General features: G+C 46.5%; 24 protein-coding genes. All 24 read left to right on the top strand.

Annotated elements, in window-relative coordinates:
* Positions 1-11 precede the first annotated feature (11 nt).
* The 24 genes from ACQSGY_RS11605 (at position 12) to ACQSGY_RS11490 (ending at position 23,074) form a co-directional block, all read left to right on the top strand.
* Positions 12-803, top strand: a complete 792-nt coding sequence (locus ACQSGY_RS11605) for a hypothetical protein (protein WP_427051995.1) — start codon at positions 12-14, stop codon at positions 801-803.
* 13 nt (positions 804-816) lie between these two features.
* Complete coding sequence (locus ACQSGY_RS11600; RefSeq protein WP_110894426.1) at positions 817-1,377, top strand: hypothetical protein; 561 nt, start codon at positions 817-819, stop codon at positions 1,375-1,377.
* Positions 1,374-1,769: a hypothetical protein gene (locus ACQSGY_RS11595; RefSeq protein ID WP_427051994.1), complete on the top strand. Its 396-nt coding sequence runs from the start codon at positions 1,374-1,376 to the stop codon at positions 1,767-1,769. Before ACQSGY_RS11600 ends, ACQSGY_RS11595 begins: the two co-directional genes overlap by 4 nt.
* 14 nt (positions 1,770-1,783) lie before the next feature.
* Positions 1,784-2,704 carry a hypothetical protein gene (locus tag ACQSGY_RS11590; RefSeq protein ID WP_427051993.1) on the top strand — a complete coding sequence of 307 codons (921 nt, stop codon included), beginning with the start codon at positions 1,784-1,786 and terminating at the stop codon, positions 2,702-2,704.
* A 77-nt stretch (positions 2,705-2,781) separates the two neighbouring features.
* Entirely contained in the window at positions 2,782-3,105 is a 324-nt protein-coding gene (locus ACQSGY_RS11585; protein WP_427051992.1) for a hypothetical protein, read from the top strand.
* Complete coding sequence (locus ACQSGY_RS11580; RefSeq protein WP_427051991.1) at positions 3,074-3,265, top strand: hypothetical protein; 192 nt, start codon at positions 3,074-3,076, stop codon at positions 3,263-3,265. Before ACQSGY_RS11585 ends, ACQSGY_RS11580 begins: the two co-directional genes overlap by 32 nt.
* Before the next feature lie 213 nt (positions 3,266-3,478).
* Positions 3,479-3,856, top strand: a complete 378-nt coding sequence (locus ACQSGY_RS11575) for a Na-translocating system protein MpsC family protein (protein WP_427051990.1) — start codon at positions 3,479-3,481, stop codon at positions 3,854-3,856.
* A gap of 410 nt (positions 3,857-4,266) precedes the next feature.
* A complete protein-coding gene (locus tag ACQSGY_RS11570; protein WP_427051989.1) occupies positions 4,267-4,983 on the top strand; it encodes a sigma-70 family RNA polymerase sigma factor in 717 nt (238 codons plus the stop codon).
* Positions 4,984-5,176: 193 nt separating this feature from the next.
* Positions 5,177-5,506, top strand: a complete 330-nt coding sequence (locus tag ACQSGY_RS11565; RefSeq protein WP_427051988.1) for a hypothetical protein — start codon at positions 5,177-5,179, stop codon at positions 5,504-5,506.
* 109 nt (positions 5,507-5,615) lie between these two features.
* Entirely contained in the window at positions 5,616-6,065 is a 450-nt protein-coding gene (locus ACQSGY_RS11560; RefSeq protein ID WP_427051987.1) for a hypothetical protein, read from the top strand.
* Positions 6,056-6,274, top strand: a complete 219-nt coding sequence (locus ACQSGY_RS11555; protein WP_427051986.1) for a hypothetical protein — start codon at positions 6,056-6,058, stop codon at positions 6,272-6,274. The genes ACQSGY_RS11560 and ACQSGY_RS11555 overlap by 10 nt, the downstream gene beginning before the upstream one ends.
* A gap of 57 nt (positions 6,275-6,331) precedes the next feature.
* Entirely contained in the window at positions 6,332-7,042 is a 711-nt protein-coding gene (locus ACQSGY_RS11550) for a lytic transglycosylase domain-containing protein (protein WP_427051985.1), read from the top strand.
* 128 nt (positions 7,043-7,170) lie between these two features.
* The gene (locus tag ACQSGY_RS11545) at positions 7,171-7,920 is read left to right on the top strand and encodes a sigma-70 family RNA polymerase sigma factor (protein ID WP_427051984.1); all 750 of its coding nucleotides are present in this window, start codon (positions 7,171-7,173) and stop codon (positions 7,918-7,920) included.
* Between the two features lie 166 nt (positions 7,921-8,086).
* Positions 8,087-9,274 carry a D-alanyl-D-alanine carboxypeptidase family protein gene (locus ACQSGY_RS11540; RefSeq protein ID WP_427051983.1) on the top strand — a complete coding sequence of 396 codons (1,188 nt, stop codon included), beginning with the start codon at positions 8,087-8,089 and terminating at the stop codon, positions 9,272-9,274.
* Positions 9,275-9,331: 57 nt separating this feature from the next.
* On the top strand, positions 9,332-9,958 hold the full coding sequence (locus ACQSGY_RS11535; RefSeq protein WP_145403880.1) for a nucleoside recognition domain-containing protein: 627 nt from the start codon (positions 9,332-9,334) through the stop codon (positions 9,956-9,958).
* 6 nt (positions 9,959-9,964) lie between these two features.
* Positions 9,965-10,498 (top strand): spore maturation protein, encoded by a 534-nt coding sequence (locus ACQSGY_RS11530; RefSeq protein ID WP_427051982.1) that lies wholly within the window; start codon positions 9,965-9,967, stop codon positions 10,496-10,498.
* A 63-nt stretch (positions 10,499-10,561) separates the two neighbouring features.
* Complete coding sequence (locus ACQSGY_RS11525; RefSeq protein WP_427051981.1) at positions 10,562-11,383, top strand: S1 family peptidase; 822 nt, start codon at positions 10,562-10,564, stop codon at positions 11,381-11,383.
* Between the two features lie 141 nt (positions 11,384-11,524).
* Entirely contained in the window at positions 11,525-12,274 is a 750-nt protein-coding gene (locus ACQSGY_RS11520) for a pseudouridine synthase (protein ID WP_110894394.1), read from the top strand.
* Between the two features lie 136 nt (positions 12,275-12,410).
* Complete coding sequence (locus ACQSGY_RS11515) at positions 12,411-12,938, top strand: redoxin family protein (protein WP_289371427.1); 528 nt, start codon at positions 12,411-12,413, stop codon at positions 12,936-12,938.
* Positions 12,939-12,952: 14 nt separating this feature from the next.
* Positions 12,953-14,626 (top strand): cytochrome c biogenesis protein ResB, encoded by a 1,674-nt coding sequence (gene resB, locus ACQSGY_RS11510; RefSeq protein WP_427051980.1) that lies wholly within the window; start codon positions 12,953-12,955, stop codon positions 14,624-14,626.
* On the top strand, positions 14,623-15,885 hold the full coding sequence (gene ccsA / locus ACQSGY_RS11505) for a cytochrome c biogenesis protein CcsA (RefSeq protein WP_111269587.1): 1,263 nt from the start codon (positions 14,623-14,625) through the stop codon (positions 15,883-15,885). Before resB ends, ccsA begins: the two co-directional genes overlap by 4 nt.
* 140 nt (positions 15,886-16,025) lie before the next feature.
* Positions 16,026-16,742, top strand: a complete 717-nt coding sequence (locus ACQSGY_RS11500) for a response regulator transcription factor (protein ID WP_110894386.1) — start codon at positions 16,026-16,028, stop codon at positions 16,740-16,742.
* A 55-nt stretch (positions 16,743-16,797) separates the two neighbouring features.
* Positions 16,798-18,192 carry an ATP-binding protein gene (locus ACQSGY_RS11495; protein ID WP_427051979.1) on the top strand — a complete coding sequence of 465 codons (1,395 nt, stop codon included), beginning with the start codon at positions 16,798-16,800 and terminating at the stop codon, positions 18,190-18,192.
* A gap of 187 nt (positions 18,193-18,379) precedes the next feature.
* On the top strand, positions 18,380-23,074 hold the full coding sequence (locus ACQSGY_RS11490; protein ID WP_427051978.1) for a BclA C-terminal domain-containing protein: 4,695 nt from the start codon (positions 18,380-18,382) through the stop codon (positions 23,072-23,074).
* The last annotated feature ends 55 nt before the right edge of the window (positions 23,075-23,129 follow it).

Genomic DNA, 23,129 nt, shown 5'->3' with positions numbered 1-23,129 from the left:
TGTTGAGACAAATGGCGAATTTTGCGGGCAAGGTAAAAATGAATGAGTTATTTGCAAATATTGTTCAAGGCTTTAAAACGATTACGGGCTCACCGTGGTCTGTTTACTATGAAAGGGCTAGTGCAATCATTTTGAAATCCGTTGGAACAAGCGGTTCAGATAAGTTATTCTTTAGACTTGAAGTTGGAAATACGAAAGAAACGACAGGTAATAAATTGTCTGTCAGCGTGTTAGAGGATGTTATGGCAGCAGATGGCAGTGTTCCAGCTGGGAAATCAGAGATTAAAAAGGATTTTCTATGTCATACCAGTGTCGTGGATACAAATCTCTTAATTGATTATCACGTCTCAGTGCAACCGAATCGTATCATTATCTATTTGCAGGGGGATGTGAACTCGGTTACTGGTATTTCTAATCTTGGATATTTTGGTATTCTGAATCGTTATGCAGCAGAAAGTGATTCCTCCAGTCTAGGGGTAGGGCTAAGTTATAACGGTGACAATGGCATACAGACGTTAAGAGATAAAGATAAACGAATGGTGAACAACATCTATGATGCATATTCTGTAATGCTGCCGGTCAACCCGGGTTGGGGTTCACTCTATCATATGGCTCCAGTGATTATGTGTAATGGTGTTGAAGGTCCTAGGGGCGAGCTTATTGATATTTTTACTGTTCCTTCAGCGGGAGTATCGCATGGGGATGAGATAAAGGTAGGGACTAAAACCTATAAAGTATATTCTCTGTCTATTGGTGGTCAAAGTTTCTTATCAGGTGCCACTGTTTCAGTTCTAATGGATTAGGCGGTGAATGGACATGAGTGTGCTTGAGGGGAAAATCGCAGGTCCTGCCGCAAGTGGTACTCTATTCACACTAAGTAAGTCAGAGGACTTGTACCAGAACGGTTACGATCTGGAATCTGCTCCATCGGCTTATGAGGGCAAAGAGATCATAACTTCTGTAGGCAATCTGTTCACCAAAGCTATATCCTCAGATAACTATCGGTGGGGCACATGGAGAGTGATGGACACACATGAGGACCCGTTAATTGGATACGTTTCTGATCAGTATGCACACGGCATGAGAACAGTGACGGGAAGCGCTATCGAGAATAACAAAATATTACTCGAAAGAATACCGACTAAATCGAGTGGTACAGGCGTAATTAGAAATGCGATAAAAGGTGTAAAAGTGAAGCAGAATGATCCAGGCATGGACTGGTGCATTAAAGTCAAAATACCTGTTAGGCAAGTGGCATTGCAGGGCAAAACATGGGGGGATTGGTCCTATGATGGTAGCGGGATCGGATCAATGAAGCATCTGCGTCCGCGCCGTTATCCGGATACACATATTCCTGTTAGGAGGGAAGGAACTTGAATCGAAGCTGGGAGCTAATGGAGGAGATGAGAAAAGTGCTGCTACCTGTATCATTTGTACAAAGAGTAGAGCAAGTTGATGGAGGAGCAGAGGCTTTTATCCATATCCCTATGGAACACCCGCGATTTATGATTAAAACGATCAGGGTCGTTCCAACCAGGGAAACGAATGTAGAAGTCCAGGTTTTGAACAGTGCTGGACCGAGCCCCGATGTCCTTTATTTTAACAATGCTCAATACTCTACGGGAAATTTCATAGAGGGTATCTATGACATGATTGATCTTCCATACGTAGATATAGACGAAACCTCAACACTTCACCTGTCGTTGAAAAATCTGGGAACAGATGTGTCGCATTTCGATATAGAGGTCACTGGTTTGACGACAAGGTAGAAAGGAGGAATCCCGTGGATATTGTTTCGTACAGCAAAGCAGCAAAAGTAGAGCGTGAAGTCAGAGAAGCCAGAGATTCTTATGTTACTTTGGATAGCAGAATGGATGCCCTTTCTATCGGTAATGTAGTTTCGGTCAGATTAAAGTCTGAGCTTCCAACCGAAGGTGATACTGGGCGAATATACATGGTACAACAAGACACCGTAAACCAAAATGAACCAACGATATACACATACAATGGGCTCACCTATGTCAAGATTGGTGGAGATCGATTATCCAGTCATAAAGATAATGGAGCCATTAATCTGAACGGAACCAAAACAGTAATTTATACTCATCCAGACTCGCATGATGCTGATATGTTGACCGATGGTAAGATTCATGTGGTTATGACCCGAGAAGAGCGTAATAAATTGTTAACTATAGAAGCTAACGCCAATCACTACATACATCCAGACACCCACAGTGCCGATATCATCGTTGATGGTGAGACACATGTGAGCATGACCAAGGCAGAGCGTAACAAACTTCGCTCGATAGACCCGTGGGAAATTTATAGCGATGCAATGAATTATACAGACGTTGTTACCTATTTTGCTTTTGATGAGCAGGGTAGAATTATTAGACAGGTGGTTACGGACAACTACACGGAGCAGTCAGTTCGGGAGCCGCTCTGGGCTTTGCCGCCATCCATAGATCATTATTCAGAGAACGATTCATTTATGGTTATCTCTGTGGGCGAGGTTTACCGATTCGATGGAAAGGCGTTTGTTCCGTTAGCCGGGCTGCTTGATGTTATCTATGAATATGATGCTGAGGGCAGAATGATTGCCAAGTCAATAACCTCTATGGGAGCTACGCCGATTCAGACGAATTATAGGTATGTGTACGACTCATTTGGCAATCGCATAGCTGTGAAAAAATATCAAGGATAGTCTAGGCTATCCTTTTTTCGTTAACCTTGTTCGCATCGTTTCGTATAGAGAGATTAGTGAAGAGGAGGAATTACAAAATGAATATTGAACTGACGGCACACTTCTATTTTAAAGGCAGTGGGAAAAAGAAAACGATTATGTGGATTGAGGATAATCCAAGATTGCAGCAGAAAGAAAAGGATTCGGATAAGGTCATTCGCGAAATTCCATTAACCGCAGACGAAGTAAAGCAGGAATATCGCCGACTGTTTACTAAACATAAAAATGAAGGAAAGTCGATTACGCTTGAAGATACCACAAAAATGGTACATGTCATTGATTTGACGGATATTCGGAATATTGAACTGACCTCCAGGGAGGTAGAAGCAGATGCTGTACAGACTGACCTTTGCACTGAATAAAGAGCAGATTGTGACCACCGAAATGATTTCGGATAAAGAGGATCTGGTGGGAGCAACGGAAGAAGCTTTCGAACAGATTGAACAGGAATATGGTCCTCAGGCTGCTCTCCATCTGGTAGCATTCAGTTTATTGAAACTGGAAGATTCAGGAGACGTATAACACAATAATCATATTTAGAAGGGATAGGACTCAGCCTGGATCTGGGGTCTATTCCTTTTTCATCTAAAGATGAGCGGTCTATGGCTCTATGATTCGCAGGAAACTTGTCTTGTATAACGACTTTTGATTAAATTAGGTTGAATTCATGTATTCGGGGCAGGACAAGGCCGGGAGTTGAGGCAAGGGGGGGATGGAAACATTGAGATAAAGGACTTGGAAAGAGAGCTCGCAAAAGTGGCATCAAGAGTTAGAAAAAACATTACAGAACGCGGGCCGGTAGACACCAGGGTTTCCATCATGAATCATTTTATCGTCTTAAAGTTTACAGCAAAATTCACCAAGCCTGAGGCCTTCATGCTGGAGCATATGCATTCACATGAAAGCCAAGTTTTTGCTGATTATAAATTGAAGCTTGCACTCATGATGAAGGAAAATTTCAATCCTGTCTTTTCCTATATTCATATGGGATTGAACATTGAGGATGTTGAAACGACCTTCTTTGGTCATGAGTTTACGGAGCAAGTGACGGTTTTCAAAATGAATAAGGATATTGAGGTTTTGCTGAAAAACGATGAGATAAACATGCCTTGAGAACTACAAGGTTGCTCAAATAACCACTGTCAGGTACTAGGGAACCATTTTTTTGTTGACATTATCCTACATATTTCCTTATACTACCCTTATGGCGATTGGATAGATTAATAATCTTGATGAAGCCTATATTCATTTTATGCTACGAAGACCATACTCTCGGTAATTGGAACGAAATATGAAGTCAGACCAAGACCGACACATTCCACCATTTTGGTATTTTCCAGTGGTGCGCTCTGTGTTGGTCTTTTTAGTTTTATTTTAAAGCTCTTTACCATACACGTCATATTTCGTATATAGAGTGTAAAAGAGACAGAGAGATGAACAAGTTAAAAATAGGTTGCGAACATTAGTTCGTATTTGATATCCTTAATGTAATCTAATGGAAGAGGGAGGCGGATCAAACAAAGGTGTATGCAAGTAGATATAGCCTGGCTTTAAGGAATCCAAATAACTACATATGTTTAGAAGAAGTAGAAATGATCTTTTTTAGGTTGCCAAAGGAAAATTTAAAAATGAGTTTATATCCTGATCATTATTTTGTTACTGGAGGAGAAAATATAATGTCAGCTACAACTGCTATGGGTTTTGATGCTTTATTTGAAATCGGAGATATTGATATGTTCCTGAACAAAGCACAGGAGAAATGTCGTCACAAGCTGCGAGGGAAAACGTTCGCTGGAATGGAGAAAGAAGATGTCACTCAAGAAATTTTGATCAAACTGGTGAATTCGTTAGAGAAGTATGATGCGGATAAAGCGAAAATGTCAACATTTGTAGATCATTTAATTGATAATAAAATCAAGGATATGTATCGTAAATGTACATCTGAGAAAAACCTCAGTGTTGTTAATGCAGCACAGATTATAACTACGGATCATGGCGGGGATGAAGGTGATGGGGGAGATATGTCCTTGGTGCTGGGGCATACCGGATTTGCTTATGAGAACTTTGAGTTTCTTACCGATATCATGGAAAATATGGGCATGAATGATCGGGAAAAAGAAATTTTCAAACTTCGAACGTCAGGCTATGAATTTGTAGAAATTGCAGCAATCATGGGGGTATCCAAGGCAAGAATATCACAAATATGGAAGGGCATCCGGGTCAAATACGAAGCACTTTAATTACATAGTGGCAATTTATAGCCTAGATATTATAGCGTTACGGAATGATAACCTTAGATTGAACACTTACATATATTTCAAATGAGCAAGCAGCACCCTTAACAGGGTGTTTTTTTATTCGTATAGAGGACTTATCATTGTGCAAAGATTGGAGTGATAGAGCATGCTTAGTGTTATTGTATTGGGTTTTCAGATGGAAGACGTTGTAAATATTCCCGATATTGCTTGGGCAATTCCTGATACTTCAGCTTCTTCAGGCTTGAGTGGCCGGGAGCATGCCTTAATTATCGATAAGATGGTCGATCAGGCGGATGTTATCCTGGTTAATCTTCAGCGGCCTGGATTCTCTTGTACTGATGTGGTTTTGATGCATCAAGCATTTAAACAACAAAAATTCATTCTGGGTGTGGGAATTCAAGCATGTGAACCATTAATGGAATCGTTTATTTCGCATCAAATACAAGAATTGAATATCGCCGTTGAGCATATGCAGACACATTATAAGCTGATCAGTCAGAGCTAGATTCAGATTCAGTCTCAGTCACTAGTTCCGCCCTTAACCTTGTTAGAAATACCACGTATAGAGCTTATAATCCACAGAACCGCCAATAAGATAAGAGAGGAATGTACTCATGACACAGATGATTAAAGCAAAATCAGAACCATTAACTGAAGATATTGTGGCAAGTATGATTGGCAAGTACGTTCATGCACCTACGAATATTCACGAGGTTCAAACACCTACTGGAGCAACGACCAAAGCTAATGTTTGGTTTGCAGGCATTGTAGCCGGCTATGAAAAAGCCGTCATTGGCTTCAACTATGAAGAAGGAGAGTTTAGTGAACAACCACAAACGTTCTATAATGTTCATTTAACCGATGGTATGGGTTATATTCTTACAACTGCATTTGAACTGGAAATACTTGAATTAAGCAAAGAAGAATTTAACAAGCTCATTGAAGAGAAGAAGGAAGAAGAGGCATTGGTTGCAGACAATAATGGAGAAGCAAGAGAATTACCTTTATCAGATGATGCAGACGCAGTCGGACTTACCAAACTGGATGACATGACATGCATGTAAACAACTATGCTTCAGATTTGGCTGTAAAGCTGTTTGAGTCCGCTACATCGACTGATCTGGAACAGTTAATGAATACATGGTTAAACACTTACCCGTTGATGTTTGTAGCCGGGGTTGAAATGAGCACTGGTATTCATCCAGGCACTAATGAGTTTCGATATACCGCCATCATTGTTTATCAACCAAGTGAACAAAATGCAGAGAGGTAATGCAACACATGCAATTAACACTATCCTGTAGTGTTCAGAAAGGAGGTGGACCTTCCTTTGCTTAGTTGGAACAGAGTTATTAGTGTATGGGGCTTATTAATATGTTATATGATATGGCAGGATCAGCCGCCGACCGAGGAAAACGTAAAAATGCTAAGCATGGTTGAACGATACCAGCAACCGATGCCAGACAAGTTAAACCAACAAATACAAGCAAAGCCACTGAATATGGTTAACGTCGCAGAGAATAAGAATACCAATCATTCTAATCGTTCTTCAGATATAGGAGCTGTAAAAGATACACAGTCAGATCTCCTTCAGATGATACAAGAATACATAAAAGCACATCATGAGAAAACGATCAGCGAAGCTGATTTGAAGCGTTATGTGAATTGGATAGATCAGTATACGAAAGATTCTAAAATAGAACCATTATGGATAATCGCTATGATGTGGCAAGAGAGTCGTATGATTGAAAACAGTGTATCTTCTGACGGGGCAATTGGTTTGCTCCAAATTATACCGAGTACAGCCAAATGGCTTGGAGTCAGCAAGAGCGCATTATATGAGCCGGAAACGAACATTAAAACCGGCTTGCGTTACATGCAATACCTGATGAATAAATACAACGGTAATCTTCGAAAGGCTACCATAGCTTACAATCAGGGTGAAGGTAATGTGGACCGGGGTAAAGCACGCAGTTGGTATTATAATCAGGTTAATAAGCACTATTCAAAAATGAAAAAGCTGCTTGAGGAGCCTAGATAGCTAATCCATATAAAAAGCTGAAAAGATAGTGAATTTTAAATTTATAGATTTGTAATAGGGAGATCCACATGGGGAAATATGCTGAACATATTCATAGTAATCTTGAAAGAAATAAGAAATATTACAGTATGGACGAAATACATAATATTGAACGCTGTCAAGCCGACGAACACTTTCTTGGAGATTGCGTCGTCGTTAATGAAAACTTAATCTGGCACTCCGTTCATAAATACATAGGCAAGCCCGAAATATTAACTAAAAATCATTGTGTCGAAAAGGATGACATTCTTCAGCTGGGTCGTTTGGGATTTTTGAAAGCTGTCAAAGCTTTTGATACCTCTCGTGGTGTAAAATTCAGTTCATTTGCAGTTACCGCTATCGTCAGAGAAATTCGTTGTTTTCTGAGGGATAGCGCCAATATCATTCGTCCGACACGCACAGCCACTGAATTAATTCATCGGATTAATCGTCTGGAGCATGATATGGGGTATCTTCCAGCAGCACATGAAATTGCTATTTTGCTCGATGAAGAAGAAGAAAAAGTGAACAAGGCGCTCCAGATAGGCAAGGGTGTCAAATATCTGGATGAACCTGTGGGAGCAGATGATCAGCATCCTCAATCCGTTACTTTGATGGATACGATCTATAGTGGAGAAAATATTGAAGAAGATATTTTGGATAAAATGTATGTTGATGCTGTGCTCGAATCAGTGAAACGTAAATTAAGTGAGCAAGAGGCAGCGGTATTGAAGCACCGTGTAGATGGATTTAACCAGACACAAACGGCTGATATGGAAGACATCAGTCAGATGAAAGTGTCCAGAATTATGAGAAAAGTAGCCAAAATGCTGAATCAGTCGGATAAAAAGCAGATTTAAAATACATTTGAATATAGATTTTGCATTGTAGATGCTGAAGTGCCTCTCCGTTCCCTCTCCCCCTTGGTGGAAGAGGGATTTTTGCTGATTTCATCTGTTCGGGACATACTCCAGGTTGTCCGAACATAGGATAGTACAAGATTCCAAGCGACCCGGAGGAATGTGGATGCGAAAATTAATGAAGGCTGTTGTCGGTATGCTAATGCCTGTGTTGCTGTTTTCAACGATAGGAGCATCGCCAGTACAGGCCATGGTTACTCCCCCCTCAACCCACGCGCAGAGTGCAGCGCTGATTGATGTCACCTCTGGACGGATTCTGTACAGCAAGGATGGGGACAAGGAACTTCGTATTGCCAGTTTGACCAAAATTATGACGGCCATCGTTGCGATTGAAGAAGGAAAGCTGGATGACAAGGTTAAGGTTTCGCCCTCCGCCTTTGCCAAGGAAGGCTCCTCGCTCTTCCTCAAGCTTGGCGAGGAGATGACACTCGAGAACATGTTATATGGTCTCATGCTTCGGTCTGGGAATGACGCGGCTTCTGCGATTGCAGAACATGTGGGTGGGTCGGAGGAAGGTTTTGTACTGCTGATGAACAAAAAGGCAGAGCAAATCGGACTAACCCATTCTCATTTTATGAATCCGCATGGACTTGATGCAGAGGGACACTATTCTACAGCGAATGATCTGGCCAGATTAACGGCTTATGCGCTACATAACCCGGTGTTCAAGCGCATCGTGGCAACAGAGAACAAATCCGCGCCAAATCCGAATGAAAGCTGGGAATATTCCTGGCATAACAAAAACAAAATGCTTCGTTTGTATGACGGTGCCGACGGGGTGAAAACAGGGTATACCAAAAAAGCATTCCGCTGTCTGGTCAGCTCGGCTACTCGGGATGGACAACAGCTTGCCGCAGTTACGCTGAACGATGGAGACGACTGGAATGACCATGCCAAGATGCTGGACTTTGGTTTCGAACATTTTCCGCTCGTTGAAATCGCAAAGCATGAGCAGCCGGTGCAAAATATGGAGCTTGTCACGGGACGCGGCTTTAAATATCCGCTGGCTGAAGGAGAACAGGAGGCATTAACCAAAAAGCTGGTTTTGCTTGATCAACGTTCACAGGCTGAGACAGCCGGGAGCAATTCAACAACCGGTCCTTCCTTTGGATTGGCGGGGCGGATCGACATGCAGCTGCATGGTGAAGTTATCGGCTCCATCCCGGTTTATCGCAAAGGCAGCTACATCCCGCCAGAGCCCAAAGTGGAAGATGCGGCACTCGGCAGTGCCATGGATGTCACAACATGGTTATCTGCATGGAAAGCCGTGCTGGGCAGGTTGTTATCGCCTTGATAAAAATAAAACCTAAAGGATAGCTTGCAGTTTGCTGTGAAGGGGAGGCATGATGCAGTGATTAATCTGATCTGGCTTATGATGATATTAATCGGTTTTGTTTTTGCAGCCGTAAACGGGAAGATCGAGGTTGTCACTCAGGCAGCATTCGATGGTGCGGCAACAGGAGTCACCGTATGTTTCGGCCTGATCAGTGTGCTCGTATTCTGGATGGGTATGATGAAAATGGCAGAGGATGCCGGTCTTCTTGATCGAATCGCGAAGCTGCTTGGACCTGCTGTTCGATTTCTGTTTCCTGATGTTCCGAAAGACCACCCGGCAATGGGTTACATCTTATCCAACATGAGCGCCAATCTGCTCGGACTTGGCAATGCAGCTACACCGATGGGCATCAAGGCCATGCAGCAGCTTCAGGAACTTAATCCAGACAAACAAACGGCTTCCCCGGCCATGTGTACACTTCTGGCTCTGAATACAGCGAGTATTACGATCATACCGACGACCTTGATTGCGATTCGGCTGAACTATCATTCAGCCAATGCAACAGAGATTGTAGGCACGACCTTGATGGCTACGATCATTGCCACGCTGGCTGCCATAATGGCTGACCGCTGGTATCGAAACAGGACGTTGCGCAGACCGCCGCGTGTAACTTCAAGCGGTAATCCCGGCATGAAAGGATGAGCAGCCTTGTTGACCTTCATTAACTGGATTTCCGTCTGGGCCATTCCGGTTATTATCGCGTTTGTTCCATTATATGCGTTTACCAAAAAGGTCCCGGTTTACGAATCCTTTGTTGATGGGGCCAAGGATGGCTTCTCGACGGCGATCAGCATCATTCCTCATCTGGTAGGCATGATGATAGCGATCAGTGTCTTCCGGGCCTCGGGGGCACTCGATTATGTCATTAGTCTGTTTACACCACTTGTGTCCTGGATGGGTGTGCCCGGCGAAGTGTTACCTCTCGGCATATTACGACCGCTAACCGGGACAGGCTCACTGGCTTTTACAACCGATCTGATCAAAACGTATGGACCTGACTCCATGATTGGCCGGATGGCATCCACCATTCAAGGCAGTACAGATACGACATTGTATGTATTGACGGTTTATTTCGGAGCGGTGGGCATACGGAACGGCCGTTACGCACTTAAAGTTGGATTGTTTTCGGACGTTGTTGGATTTATTGCAGCTCTTGTCATATGTTTAATCGTTTTTGGTTAATCTAGCGCTCCTTTCCTTCCGATATACTAGTTATGCTAGAATGATAACGGAGGAGAGTGAGACATGCAGAAGAGTTGGAAAAGAATGCTTCATATAGGGATGACCAGTATGCTCGCCATAGGTTTGTTTGCAGGTCCCGCAGGACTAGCGGCTGCCCAAGCCGAGCAAACGATACAATTTAACGGTTACTTCGACAAATCATTGCGAGCTAAAATGGCTATAACTGCCGATTCTTTTCCGGTGGTGAATGTTCGCTTGATTAAAGCAGATGAGCCCGACATGGTTTATTACGATGTAGGCACCTCAATTCTGATATCCAAAGACGTTGTGCTGACCAATTACCATGTTGTGCAGGACTATGCCGAGCTATCCGCTGGAGATGAGGGAACGCTGACTGTAGCGAGTCCGGGTGCGCTGAATCAGTCTGTTCATGCAAAAATTATAAAAACCGATCCCGTAACAGATATGGCTCTGCTCAAGCTGGATAAAGAAATTGATGCTGAACCCGTAACGTTTGCGAGTGCCAAAGACAATCAACTGGTGTATACCATCGGTTTCCCTAAAAATGCTGCTGGTGATCTAGTGCTCCTCGATGATGAGTTCCCTAAGACCTACAACACGATTGCCAAAAGTCGAGTGTTCAGCTCGCAGGCGACCGATGTGCCAGGAAAAGCAGGCATTGGCAGCATCGTTAAAGCGATGGCCCAAGGTAATTCCGGTGGGCCGGTGCTGAACCAGAATAATCAGGTTATTGGCATGATGGCATTTGTTTATGGCGGTCGGACATATTTTATCACCTCAAAGACACTACAGTCGTTTATTAAAGAAGCTGCGGCTCCGGCCAAAAATCCTGTAGTGGCTGCAGGTAAAGTTTCAGGTTCGTAAGGATTGAATATGAAGGAGGTTTACCTTTGCGTGATGCAGCGAAAGCGGTCGAGCGAAGGTAGGCTTTTTTTGTGTGCAAACGATAATCCTTGTGATTTCCCGGTTGGATGGGTATCATTAGTGTGAGGTGACATGACAAACATGGAAAGATTACAAAAAATTATTGCACAGGCAGGCATTGCATCCCGCCGCAAGAGTGAGGAACTGATCCTGTCCGGCAAAGTGGAAGTTAACGGGGAGGTCGTAACCGAGCTGGGTACGAAAGCGAACCCCGAAGAGGATATGATTACGGTTAATGGCAAGCCGATCCGCAGTGAGAACAAAGTATATTTGATGCTGAACAAACCGAAGGGTGTCATTACAAGTGCATCAGATCCGGAAGGACGTAAAATTGTATCTGACTATCTGAAAGGGGTTAAGGAGCGTGTCTATCCGGTAGGTCGTCTGGATTATGACACGGAAGGGCTGCTTATTCTTACGAATGATGGAGAATTTGCACATCTGCTGACCCACCCGAAACATCACGTGCCCAAAACTTATCTCGCAACGGTTAAAGGTGTACCGCATGGTTCTGCGCTGGACAAGCTCAAAAACGGAATTATGCTGGAGGATGGCATGACAGCGCCAGCGGAAGTAGAATACAAGGATGTAGATACGGCGGCGAATGAGGCTGTCATCTCCATTACGATCTATGAAGGACGAAATCGTCAGGTTAGACGCATGTTTGAGGCCATCAACCATCCGGTCATTCGTCTGAAACGGATTTCCTTTGGTGGTATTCTGCTGCAAAATCTGAAACGCGGGCTGACACGTAAGCTGACGAAAGAGGAAGTTAACAACTTGATTACGCTCGCCAAGTCCGAACCCGCCAAAAAAATGAAAAAAAGGTAATGTGAGGACACATAATTTTCATAAAACCGCCGCAGTTTTGTGACGAAATTCGCTATAATTGTTCATAGGATGTTCACAGTTGTCTGTGCGAAACAGACGAGCGAATGAAATCGTCATTAAAAAGGGGAGTCAGCACATGGGGAAATCAAGAAGAACGGTGCAAATCGTTATTTTGTGCTTGATCCTGGTGTTGGGCGGGTACGCGATTACGACATCGGTATCTGGCTCGAACGGCAAGCCAAAAGAAGGGGATCAAGCCCCTTCTTTTGAACTGCTGGGCCTGGATGGTCAAGTTCATACGTCTGATGAATATCAAGGGAAAGCGATGGTCATCAATTTCTGGGGCACATGGTGTGAGCCTTGTGTGAAGGAGATGCCTGCGCTGCAAGCTCAGGCCGACAAGTGGAAAGATAAAGGTGTGCAATTTGTCGGAATCAACGTTGGAGAAGATCAGATGACTGTAGAAAATTTTGTGCAGCAGGTGGGTGTGGATTTCCCGATTATGCTGGACCGGGACAAAAATTCAGTTCGGGATTTCGGAATTTCTCCCATGCCGACAACGTTTTTTGTATCTGAAACGGGCAAAATCTCCACTATTCACATCGGACAATTGGACCTGGGTACACTTGACGCTCAAATTTCACAACTGGCGAAGCAGCCCTGACAGGAGGTCTATTCGTGTTCCAAAATACGAAATGTGAGTGTGGACATCAGAATCCGGTAGGCACAGTACTATGTGAAGCCTGTGGCAAACCGCTGCTGGAGGCTGAAGCCCAAACCAATGAAGTGCTGGAGATGCGTTATGACGGGATGGCACGGCGTTCACAGCGCAGTAATCCCAATATTATCGATCGCATATGGAACTTTTTTTCATCCGTTAAAATTGCAGTGTATATGATCGTTCTCACACTGGTTGGCTCCATGCTGGGCACAATCTATCCGCAGGAGAGCACGTTTCTGAACATGGACCCTTCAGTTTATTACAAAGAGACCTATGGTCAGTTAGGTCATATTTATTATCTGCTGGGCTTGTCTCATACATATGAATCCTGGTGGTTTATTTTACTGCTGGTTATGATCGGAGCTTCGCTTGTCATCTGCAGCCTGGATCGTGTACTTCCACTATACAAAGCGCTGAACAAGCAGCGAATTCGCAAGCATCTGCAATTTCTGACAAGACAGCGACTGGTGTACCAAGGTTCTGTTGAAGAGGCCCCTGAAGAGTGGATTAAGAAAGCGGTTACTCCGCTGCGCAAGAAAGGATATCGTGTGCACACTCAGGGAGACGCATTGCTTGCGGAGAAGCAGCGTTTCAGTCGCTGGGGTCCATATGTTATCCATATCGGACTTATCATCTTCCTGCTAGCTGTACTCGCACGCGGGCTTCCTGGCCTGAATCTGGATGAGCATGTGGCTTTTCCGGAAGGGGAGATCAAAAAGATTCCAAATACTTCGATGTATCTGAAAAATGAGAAGTTTAATGTGGAATTTTATAGTGATGATGAGGTGCCGGAGCAGTTCAAAAATTTGAATAAAACGGTCCCCAAATTGTTTGAAACGAAGGTCGTTTTGTATGAATGTACAGCAGATTGCTCTGATCCGTCCAAAAAACCTCAGCTCGCTGAGGTTGCAAGGCACGATGTACGTGTCAATCATCCACTCAATTACCATGGCCTGAAGGCGTACCAGTTTGATTATGATCTGACGCCAACGATACGCTCGGTCACGCCCGATCTGGTTAATACCAAAACCGGTGAGGTATACGGCTCTTTAAAGGTTGATATGACGGATACACAGCGTAATTTCGAGGTCGGACCTTATACTTTGACGGTTAAAGAGAAATATATGGATTTTGCACTGGACGATAAAGGTGTGCCCAAATCCAAGTCTCCTTCTCCAAACGCACCTGCATTTCTTTTCCACATTGAAGGGCCGGATTTGCCAGAGAAGGGCATGCAATACTTGTATTTTGTCAAACAAATCGACAAGCAGCGCTTCCAGCAGGATGCAATCAATCGTCAGCTTGTAGGGGGCGAGCTTCCATTGGAGCTGGAGGTAGACAGCATGGATAAGGTGGATCTTATCCAATCGGTAAGTTACCTGAATATACGTGTAGATAAAGCGATGCCGTTTGTTTGGGTGGGCGCAGGTATAGTCATGCTGGGGCTTGTAATGGGCTTTTACTGGCATCATCGCCGGATATGGATTCGATTTGATGATGAGCGGATTACGCTTGGCGGACATACCAACAAGAACTGGTTTGGGTTCCGGCGGGAAGTTGCCGGGATTTTGAAACAAATGAAGCTGGAAGTGGATGAGAAGTCGTTGGATAACGGGGGGAACCAAGCATGAGTATACTGGATTTCAGCAGCGACGCATTTATCGTATCTTTTTTCCTATATTGTGCTGCATTTTTGTTGTATGCCGTTGCGGTCATGGGCAAGAAATGGAGTAATCGTGATCCGCTGGCTCATATGAATCGCTGGGGCAAACGTGCATTTATTGCATCGACGGTAGCGTTGACAGCACATCTTGTTTTCTTCGTAACCCGTTGGATTGGAGCAGGTCACATACCGGTAAGTAATATGTACGAATTTATGTCCTTTTTATCCATGATGATTATGGTTGCTTTTATCGTGGTCTACGCTATTTATCGCAAGTCTTTGCTGGGTTTGTTTGCACTTCCGCTGACGATTATTATAATGGCCTATGCCGCTGTATTTCCACAGGAAGTTCAGCCCTTGATCCCGGCATTACAGTCCATCTGGCTGAAAATACATGTTACGCTTGCAGCGCTTGGTGAGGCGTTTTTCGCAGTGGGTTTTGCCGCCGGCTTTATGTATCTGCTTCGTACGGTTGATTTTAGCGGGAAGGACAAGACCTCCCGCCGTCAACGCGGCTGGGTGGAGTTTACGCTGATTACAATTGTTGTTGTTATTGGATTTATCGGGACAGTGTTTGCCTTCCGCTCAGCTGGATATGAGGCTGTTTTTGTGCAAAAAACAGTCGGCATTGACACAGAGGTAGAGGGAAATAGTACAATAGAGAAAGTGATTTATCGCATGCCTCCTGTTTTTGCTCCATATAATAGCGAAGTGGAGAGCATGGAACCGTTTCTCGGGATGAAGAAGCCATTACTTGAAACGCCTTCCTGGATGAATGGAGTTAATGCAGGACGTAAGCTGAACACGGTGGTCTGGTCTATTGTTGTAGGTTTGATTCTATATGGTATTATTCGTTTAATTGTACGCAGACCACTTGGACAAGCGCTGCAACCCATGATGAATGGAATTGATGCTGATGACCTTGATGAGATCAGTTATCGTGCCATAGCCATCGGATTCCCGATTTTTACTCTGGGAGCTTTAATATTTGCCATGATCTGGGCACAGATTGCCTGGAGCCGCTTCTGGGGCTGGGACCCGAAAGAAGTGTGGGCATTAATTACGTGGCTGTATTATAGTGTGTATCTGCATTTGCGTTTATCCAAAGGATGGCAGGGGCAGAAGTCTGCTTGGCTTGCCGTGCTCGGTTTTCTGGTCGTGATGTTTACGCTGGTTGGCGTAAATCTGATTATCGCGGGATTGCATTCCTATGCTGGAGCAGACTAATAGAGTCTGTTACATGAGGGACATACCAACGGTAAATTTCATGATGTACCCTGTGGGTTAAACAGGGTGTTCAAATATTGTTCGCAGGATCGAACATAATAGAAGTGATTGAGGAGTTATTGCAAAGGGGCTGGAGTGGCATGTCGGAACATGAGAATCGTATACTGGTCGTGGATGATGAAGAAAGAATCCGCAGACTCTTAAAAATGTATCTTGAAAAAGAAGGCTATGAAATTGACGAAGCGGAGGATGGAGAAACAGCACTTCGCAAAGCAACCGCAGGTGATTACGGCCTTATTCTGCTGGATGTTATGCTTCCAGGCATGGATGGTGTTGAAGTGTGCACTCGGCTGCGTCAAGTCAAATCAACCCCTGTTTTGATGCTTACTGCAAAAGGGGAAGAGATTAACCGAGTACAAGGGTTTGAGGTCGGCGCGGATGACTACGTCGTGAAACCGTTTAGTCCGCGTGAGGTTATTTATCGTGTGAAAGCGATTCTGCGCCGCTCTTCGGCAACTGCATATTTGTCTAAAGAGAGCAATTCAAGCAACAATATTGTATTTCCCCATCTGGTCATTGAGCATGATGCACACCGGGTGACTGCGGGCGGCGAAGAGATCAGCTTAACTCCGAAAGAGTATGAATTGTTGCATTATTTGGCAACGTCACCGGACAAAGTTTTCTCCAGAGAAGAACTGCTTAAAGATGTATGGAATTACGAATTTTTCGGTGATCTTCGTACCGTGGATACCCATGTGAAGCGTCTTCGCGAGAAGCTGAACAAGGTATCTCCTGAATCGGCAGCGATGATTACAACCGTGTGGGGTGTCGGTTATAAACTGGAAGTACCGAAATAGTTTTGCTTTCTGGAGATCACTGGTTGGAAAGTTATGGATTACAATTATATGCCTTGTGGGTTGTGTACTTATAGCGCTGGGTTTATTTCTGTTGCCCTATATTGATACCAACTTTGCCGAGACGGAGTCCAGAGACATCAAGAGGCTGTTTACGTATATATGTATCGTCGGTTTTAGTTTAACGACCTTTTTTGCATTGTTTCTGTTCACCAAAATTACGCAGCCTATGCAGCAGTTGATTCAGGCTGCCAATGCGATCCGTAAAGGCAATTACGGTACCCGGCTTTCACTTCGAACCAATGACGAAATTGGTGAATTGGCGAACACGTTTAATCACATGGCTATACAACTGGAGGATACAATCCGGAATTTGAATCATGAGAAGGAGCATTTGGCAAGTGTGCTTCGGAGTATGACCGATGCCGTGATTACGTTTGATGGTGAAGGCAAGGTGATTCTGACGAATCCGCCTGGGGAGAAAATCATGCAGGCATGGTGTGCCCTTGACTGGGCTCAGGAGCATGAAGGTCTGGATGGTCATTCTGCTGTCAAGCCGTCGCGGGATGTACCGGAGCCGCTTGTTCCGTTATTCAGATTGGTGATGGAGCAGGGCGGGGATCAGAGTTCCAACGTGCATGTGCAGCAGGGGGTCTGGTCTGTTCAGATGGCTCCTCTGTATGCGGATAGTGTTGTCCGCGGAGCGGTTGCTGTCTTGCGGGATGTTACGGAAGAAGTGAAAATGGAAAAAATGCGCCGTGATTTCGTGGCCAACGTATCTCATGAGATTCGCACTCCCTTGTCTATGATGCAGGGATACAGCGAAGCGCTCCTGGACGGAATGGCAACATCGCCGGAAGAGAGTGAAGAACTGATTCAGGTCATTCATGATGAATCGCTGCGGATGGGCAGGCTGGTGAAAGATTTGTTAGATCTTGCACGTATGGATGCAGGACATACAGATATGAACATGAGGGAAGTTGAACTCGGGGAATTGCTCGAACGCATTTATCGAAAATTTATGGTACGCTCGAAGGAGCAGGGAATTCAGCTTCAGTATGAATGCAAGCAGGAGATTTCTCTTCAGCAGGCTGATGAGGATCGGCTTGAGCAGGTGTTTACGAATTTACTGGATAATGCGTTCAGGCACACGCCTGAGGGTAAAAGTGTAGTGATTTCTGCTGAACTGGTCACACATATGCGTGCTCCTTTCGTCAGAGTGTGTGTAAAGGATCAGGGTGTGGGTATTCCCTCATCAGACGTACCGTTTATATTTGAGCGTTTTTACAAGGCAGACAAAGCTCGCGTCCGGGGAGAAAGCGTAGGAACCGGTCTGGGCCTCGCTATCGTAAAAAATATTGTAGACGCTCATCAAGGTACGATTCAAGTCAATAGTGTACTTGGTGAAGGCACAGAGTTTATTTTACAATTTCCTCTGGATTCTTCGAAATAGCAAACAAAAAATGCCGAAACACCCTCTGATGGAGGGTGTTTTTTGTTGAAGTCTTCCGTTTAATCTTGTTCATCGTGGAACAAAGATAACATTATTTTTTTGCTGTGAAAAAAATGTCCAAGATAATTTTTGTACATCTCCTTCATAAGCTTGAAAAACAACATGCTAAAGGAGGATTGAATCAAACATGTCCGATGGACGAAAAAGAGTAAACATCAAAGCATTTTTGGAAGGCAGATCATTTCGAGCGGGATCACCGTTTATTCCAATAAATGCGAGTGAACTTGAGCAATATGAATCTATTCTTCGTTCTCTTGCCGTGACGATTCCAGCTACAGTTAGTCAGCCTACCGCGGCTAATATACTTGCATTACAGAATGGGCTCCGTCAATTACTTACATTTGTGAATCAATCTGAGTTCCGAGCGGGTGTGAAAGCGGAGCTTCAAGCTGTACTAGAGCTGACCATTGCCTCTTCTGAGGTTGTTCCTGTTGCTTTGATTAATCTGGCAGGTAACTTGCAAAATCTGCTGGATGACCTGCTGAGCGTCACCTTGCTGCTGGAGATTCCGCCGGCAGACAAAGATAGACTAGTCGGGTTAATCCGTTCCATATCCATCTCATTAAGCAGAGCAACAACGACTCTTGGCGGTGGCGTAACGGGGCCGCCAGGACCTCCGGGTGTACCAGGGGTTCCAGGGGTTCCAGGCGTTCCCGGAGCGAGAGGACCGGCAGGCCCAGCAGGTGCAGTGGGTCCAGTCGGACCTGTCGGTCCTGCTGGACCGCAAGGCATACAAGGCCCAGCAGGTGCTCCGGGCGTAGGTTTAAACAATATTACAACTTTTAACCCTTCCACCGGATCTACTTATGCACAAGGTCAGGTTGTCAGCTATAATGGCAGCTTGTATGTAGCTAATGTGAATGGACCAACAGGCGTACCGGGGAGCTCACCTGATTACACACTGTTACTTGGTGCAGACCCTCCGGGAACAACAGGAGCAACAGGTGCAACAGGAGTCGGCCTTTCTGGAGCTGTGGCATTTGACCCTGTGCTTGCATCAGGATATCCATTGGGGCAAGTCGTTACCTACAATGGCAGCACATATATTACCAGTGTAGCAGGTCCGACGGGTACACCAGGTACATCGTCAGACTACACATTAATTGCATCAGCAGGAGTAACGGGTGCCACCGGGGCCGGACTCGGCGGCTCGATGGCATTTGATCCTGCGCAAGCACCAACGTATTCAGCGGGTCAAGTGGTAACCTACAATGGAAGTACGTATATTACGAATGTGGCATCCCCAACAGGAACGCCTGGAAGCTCACCGGATTATACGTTAATTGCAGGAGCTGGACCAACAGGACCAACAGGACCAACAGGACCAACAGGTGCAACGGGAGTTGGTTTAACAGGTATAGTTACCTTTGATCCGGGGCAAGCACCAACGTATCCGGCAGGACAGATTGTGACATATAACGGAAGCACGTATATAACGAGTGTCACTTCACCAACAGGAACGCCAGGCACATCAGCAGACTATACGTTGCTTGCCGGCGCAGGTACTACGGGTGCAACGGGAGCCACTGGAGCTGGTCTTGACGGCTCAATACCATTTGATCCAGCAATAGCACCAACATATCCGGCAGGTCAGGTAGTAACGTACAACGGAAATACGTATATCACTAACGTAACATCACCAACAGGAACGCCAGGCACATCACCGGATTATACATTACTTGCTGCAGCGGGGGCGACAGGATCAACAGGTGCACCGGGGCCAACCGGGACGACGGGTGTCGGTTTAACGGGTATCGTTGCGTTTGATCCGGCAGTGGCCCCGACCTATCCAGCAGGTCAGGTCGTTACGTTTGACGGAAGCACGTATATTGCGAATGTGGCTTCCCCAACGGGAACACCGGGCACATCTGGGGATTACACGCTGTTGGCTGCCGCAGGAGCTACAGGTGTGACAGGAGCAGCAGGTACAACAGGGGAGACCGGGGGAACAGGTTCTACTGGAGTCACGGGAGCTACAGGTGCAACGGGAGTTGCAGGCTCGACCGGGGCAACAGGAGCAGATGGAGTTACGGGTGCGACCGGAGAAACAGGAGTCACCGGGGCAACAGGTCTGACTGGAGCGACCGGGGTTGGTTTAACAGGTGTCGTAGCGTTTGATCCGGCAGTGGCCCCGACCTATCCAGCAGGTCAGATTGTTACGTTTGACGGAAGCACGTATATCACGACTGTGGCATCCCCAACAGGAACGCCGGGCACATCAGCGGATTACACGCTGCTGGCAGCCGCAGGAGCGACGGGTGTGACGGGAGCAGCAGGTACAACTGGGGAGACAGGGGTCACAGGTTCTACTGGAGTCACAGGTTCTACTGGAGTCACGGGAACTACAGGTGCAACGGGAGTTGCAGGCTCGACCGGGGCAACAGGAGCAGATGGAGTTACGGGTGCGACCGGAGAAACAGGAGTCACCGGGGCAACAGGTCTGACTGGAGCGACCGGGGTTGGTTTAACAGGCATTGTTGCGTTTGACCCGGCAGTGGCCCCGACCTATCCAGCGGGTCAGATTGTTACGTTTGACGGAAGCACGTATATCACGACTGTGGCATCCCCAACAGGAACGCCGGGCACATCAGCGGATTACACGCTGTTGGCAGCCGCAGGAGCGACAGGTGTGACGGGAGCACCAGGCACAACTGGGGAGACAGGAGGAACAGGTGCTACTGGATTCACGGGAACTACAGGTGCAACGGGAGTTGCAGGCTCGACCGGGGCAACAGGAGCAGATGGAGTTACGGGTGCGACCGGAGAAACAGGAGTCACCGGGGCAACAGGTCTGACTGGAGCGACCGGGGTTGGTTTAACAGGTGTCGTAGCGTTTGATCCGGCAGTGGCCCCAACGTATCCGGCGGGTCAGATCGTTACGTTTGACGGAAGCACGTATATCGCGACTGTGGCATCCCCAACGGGAACGCCGGGCACATCAGCGGATTACACGCTGCTGGCAGCCGCAGGAGCGACAGGTGTGACGGGAGCAGTAGGTACAACAGGGGAGACCGGGGGAACAGGTGCTACTGGAGTCACGGGAGCTACAGGTGCAACGGGAGTTGCAGGCTCGACCGGGGCAACAGGAGCAGATGGAGTTACGGGTGCGACCGGAGAAACAGGAGTCACCGGGGCAACAGGTCTGACTGGAGCGACCGGGGTTGGTTTAACAGGCATCGTTGCGTTTGATCCGGCAGTGGCCCCGACATATCCAGCAGGTCAGATTGTTACGTTTGACGGAAGCACGTATATTGCGACTGTGGCATCCCCAACGGGAACGCCGGGCACATCGGCAGATTACACGCTGTTGGCAGCCGCGGGAGCAACAGGTACAACAGGGGAGACCGGAGGAACAGGTTCTACTGGAGTCACGGGAACTACAGGTGCAACGGGAGTTGCAGGCTCGACCGGGGCAACAGGTCTGACTGGAGCGACCGGGGTTGGTTTAACAGGCATCGTTGCGTTTGATCCGGCAGTGGCCCCGACATATCCAGCAGGTCAGATTGTTACGTTTGACGGAAGCACGTATATTGCGACTGTGGCATCCCCAACAGGAACGCCGGGCACATCGGCGGATTACACGCTGTTGGCAGCCGCAGGAGCGACAGGTGTGACGGGAGCTGCAGGTACAACTGGGGAGACCGGAGGAACAGGTTCTACTGGAGTCACTGGAGCAACAGGAGCAAGTATCACTGGGGCCACAGGCTCGACAGGAGATACAGGAGCTACGGGTGCAACAGGCGCAGATGGAGTTACAGGTGCGACCGGAGGAACAGGAGTCACCGGAGCGACAGGTGCAAGTATCACTGGGGCCACAGGCTCGACAGGAGTCACCGGAGCGACGGGTGCAAGTATCACTGGGGCCACAGGCTCGACAGGAGATACAGGAGCTACGGGTGCAACAGGCGCAGATGGAGTTACAGGTGCGACCGGAGGAACAGGAGTCACCGGAGCGACAGGTGCAAGTATCACTGGGGCCACAGGCTCGACAGGAGATACAGGAGCTACTGGAGCAACGGGAGTAGATGGGGTTACAGGTGCGACTGGAGCAACAGGCGTAGATGGGGTTACAGGTGCGACTGGAGCAACAGGCGTAGATGGAGTTACGGGTGCGACCGGAGGAACAGGAGTCACCGGAGCGACAGGTGCAAGTATTACCGGGTCAACAGGTTCAACCGGAGCCACGGGAGCAACGGGCGCAGATGGAGTTACGGGTGCGACCGGAGGAACAGGAGTCACTGGAGCGACAGGTGCAAGTATCACCGGGGCGACAGGTACGACCGGAGCTGCTGGAGCAACGGGAGTAGATGGGGTTACAGGTGCGACTGGAGGAACAGGAGTCACTGGAGCGACAGGTGCAAGTATCACCGGAGCCACGGGCTCGACAGGAGATACAGGTGCTACAGGGGCAACAGGAACGTCTGTCACAGCTACGTCGGCGTTTGCAGAAAATACGACCGGTACGATCGTTGTTATTTTGGGTGGTACTTTGATCCCGCTGCCTAACAATCAAAACATCGGCACGGGCATTACAGTTAATGGATCTAACGATACGTTCACCTTAGCCAACACTGGACGGTACTTTATATCTTATAGAATAAACTTAACAGCTGCTGCATTAATTCAATCCCGTGTGCTGCTCAATGGGGCATCGGTTCCCGCAAGTGTAGTTTCTCCTGCACTTTCCATAAGTCAGTTAACGACTGAATTTATTATCTCAGTTACCGCAGGCTCGACGATCCAGCTGCAGCTTTTCGGCCTTGTAGCTACAGCTGTTCTGGCACCACCGGGTGCAACATTAACCATTATTCAATTAAGTTAAAACACACAAGTTCATAGATAAAAAGCACATTTTCACGTACAGAAAGAGACGGGAA

It is taken from the genome of Paenibacillus sp. TC-CSREp1, from assembly GCF_050171015.1.
Classification (GTDB): domain Bacteria; phylum Bacillota; class Bacilli; order Paenibacillales; family Paenibacillaceae; genus Paenibacillus; species Paenibacillus silvae.
The sequence above is the reverse complement of the archived record's forward strand: the minus strand, read 5'-3'. Positions and strand labels throughout refer to the sequence as shown.

Bases quoted from the DNA above. Each gene is read 5' to 3' on its own strand.
- ACQSGY_RS11605 (WP_427051995.1), top strand. From the start codon at position 12: ATGGCGAATTTTGCGGGCAAGGTAAAAATGAATGAGTTATTTGCAAAT.
- ACQSGY_RS11600 (WP_110894426.1), top strand. From the start codon at position 817: ATGAGTGTGCTTGAGGGGAAAATCGCAGGTCCTGCCGCAAGTGGTACT.
- ACQSGY_RS11585 (WP_427051992.1), top strand. From the start codon at position 2,782: ATGAATATTGAACTGACGGCACACTTCTATTTTAAAGGCAGTGGGAAA.
- ACQSGY_RS11580 (WP_427051991.1), top strand. From the start codon at position 3,074: ATGCTGTACAGACTGACCTTTGCACTGAATAAAGAGCAGATTGTGACC.
- ACQSGY_RS11565 (WP_427051988.1), top strand. From the start codon at position 5,177: ATGGAAGACGTTGTAAATATTCCCGATATTGCTTGGGCAATTCCTGAT.
- ACQSGY_RS11560 (WP_427051987.1), top strand. From the start codon at position 5,616: ATGACACAGATGATTAAAGCAAAATCAGAACCATTAACTGAAGATATT.
- ACQSGY_RS11555 (WP_427051986.1), top strand. From the start codon at position 6,056: ATGCATGTAAACAACTATGCTTCAGATTTGGCTGTAAAGCTGTTTGAG.
- ACQSGY_RS11545 (WP_427051984.1), top strand. From the start codon at position 7,171: ATGGACGAAATACATAATATTGAACGCTGTCAAGCCGACGAACACTTT.
- ACQSGY_RS11540 (WP_427051983.1), top strand. From the start codon at position 8,087: ATGCGAAAATTAATGAAGGCTGTTGTCGGTATGCTAATGCCTGTGTTG.
- ACQSGY_RS11525 (WP_427051981.1), top strand. From the start codon at position 10,562: ATGCAGAAGAGTTGGAAAAGAATGCTTCATATAGGGATGACCAGTATG.
- ACQSGY_RS11520 (WP_110894394.1), top strand. From the start codon at position 11,525: ATGGAAAGATTACAAAAAATTATTGCACAGGCAGGCATTGCATCCCGC.
- ACQSGY_RS11515 (WP_289371427.1), top strand. From the start codon at position 12,411: ATGGGGAAATCAAGAAGAACGGTGCAAATCGTTATTTTGTGCTTGATC.
- ccsA (WP_111269587.1), top strand. From the start codon at position 14,623: ATGAGTATACTGGATTTCAGCAGCGACGCATTTATCGTATCTTTTTTC.
- ACQSGY_RS11500 (WP_110894386.1), top strand. From the start codon at position 16,026: ATGTCGGAACATGAGAATCGTATACTGGTCGTGGATGATGAAGAAAGA.
- ACQSGY_RS11490 (WP_427051978.1), top strand. From the start codon at position 18,380: ATGTCCGATGGACGAAAAAGAGTAAACATCAAAGCATTTTTGGAAGGC.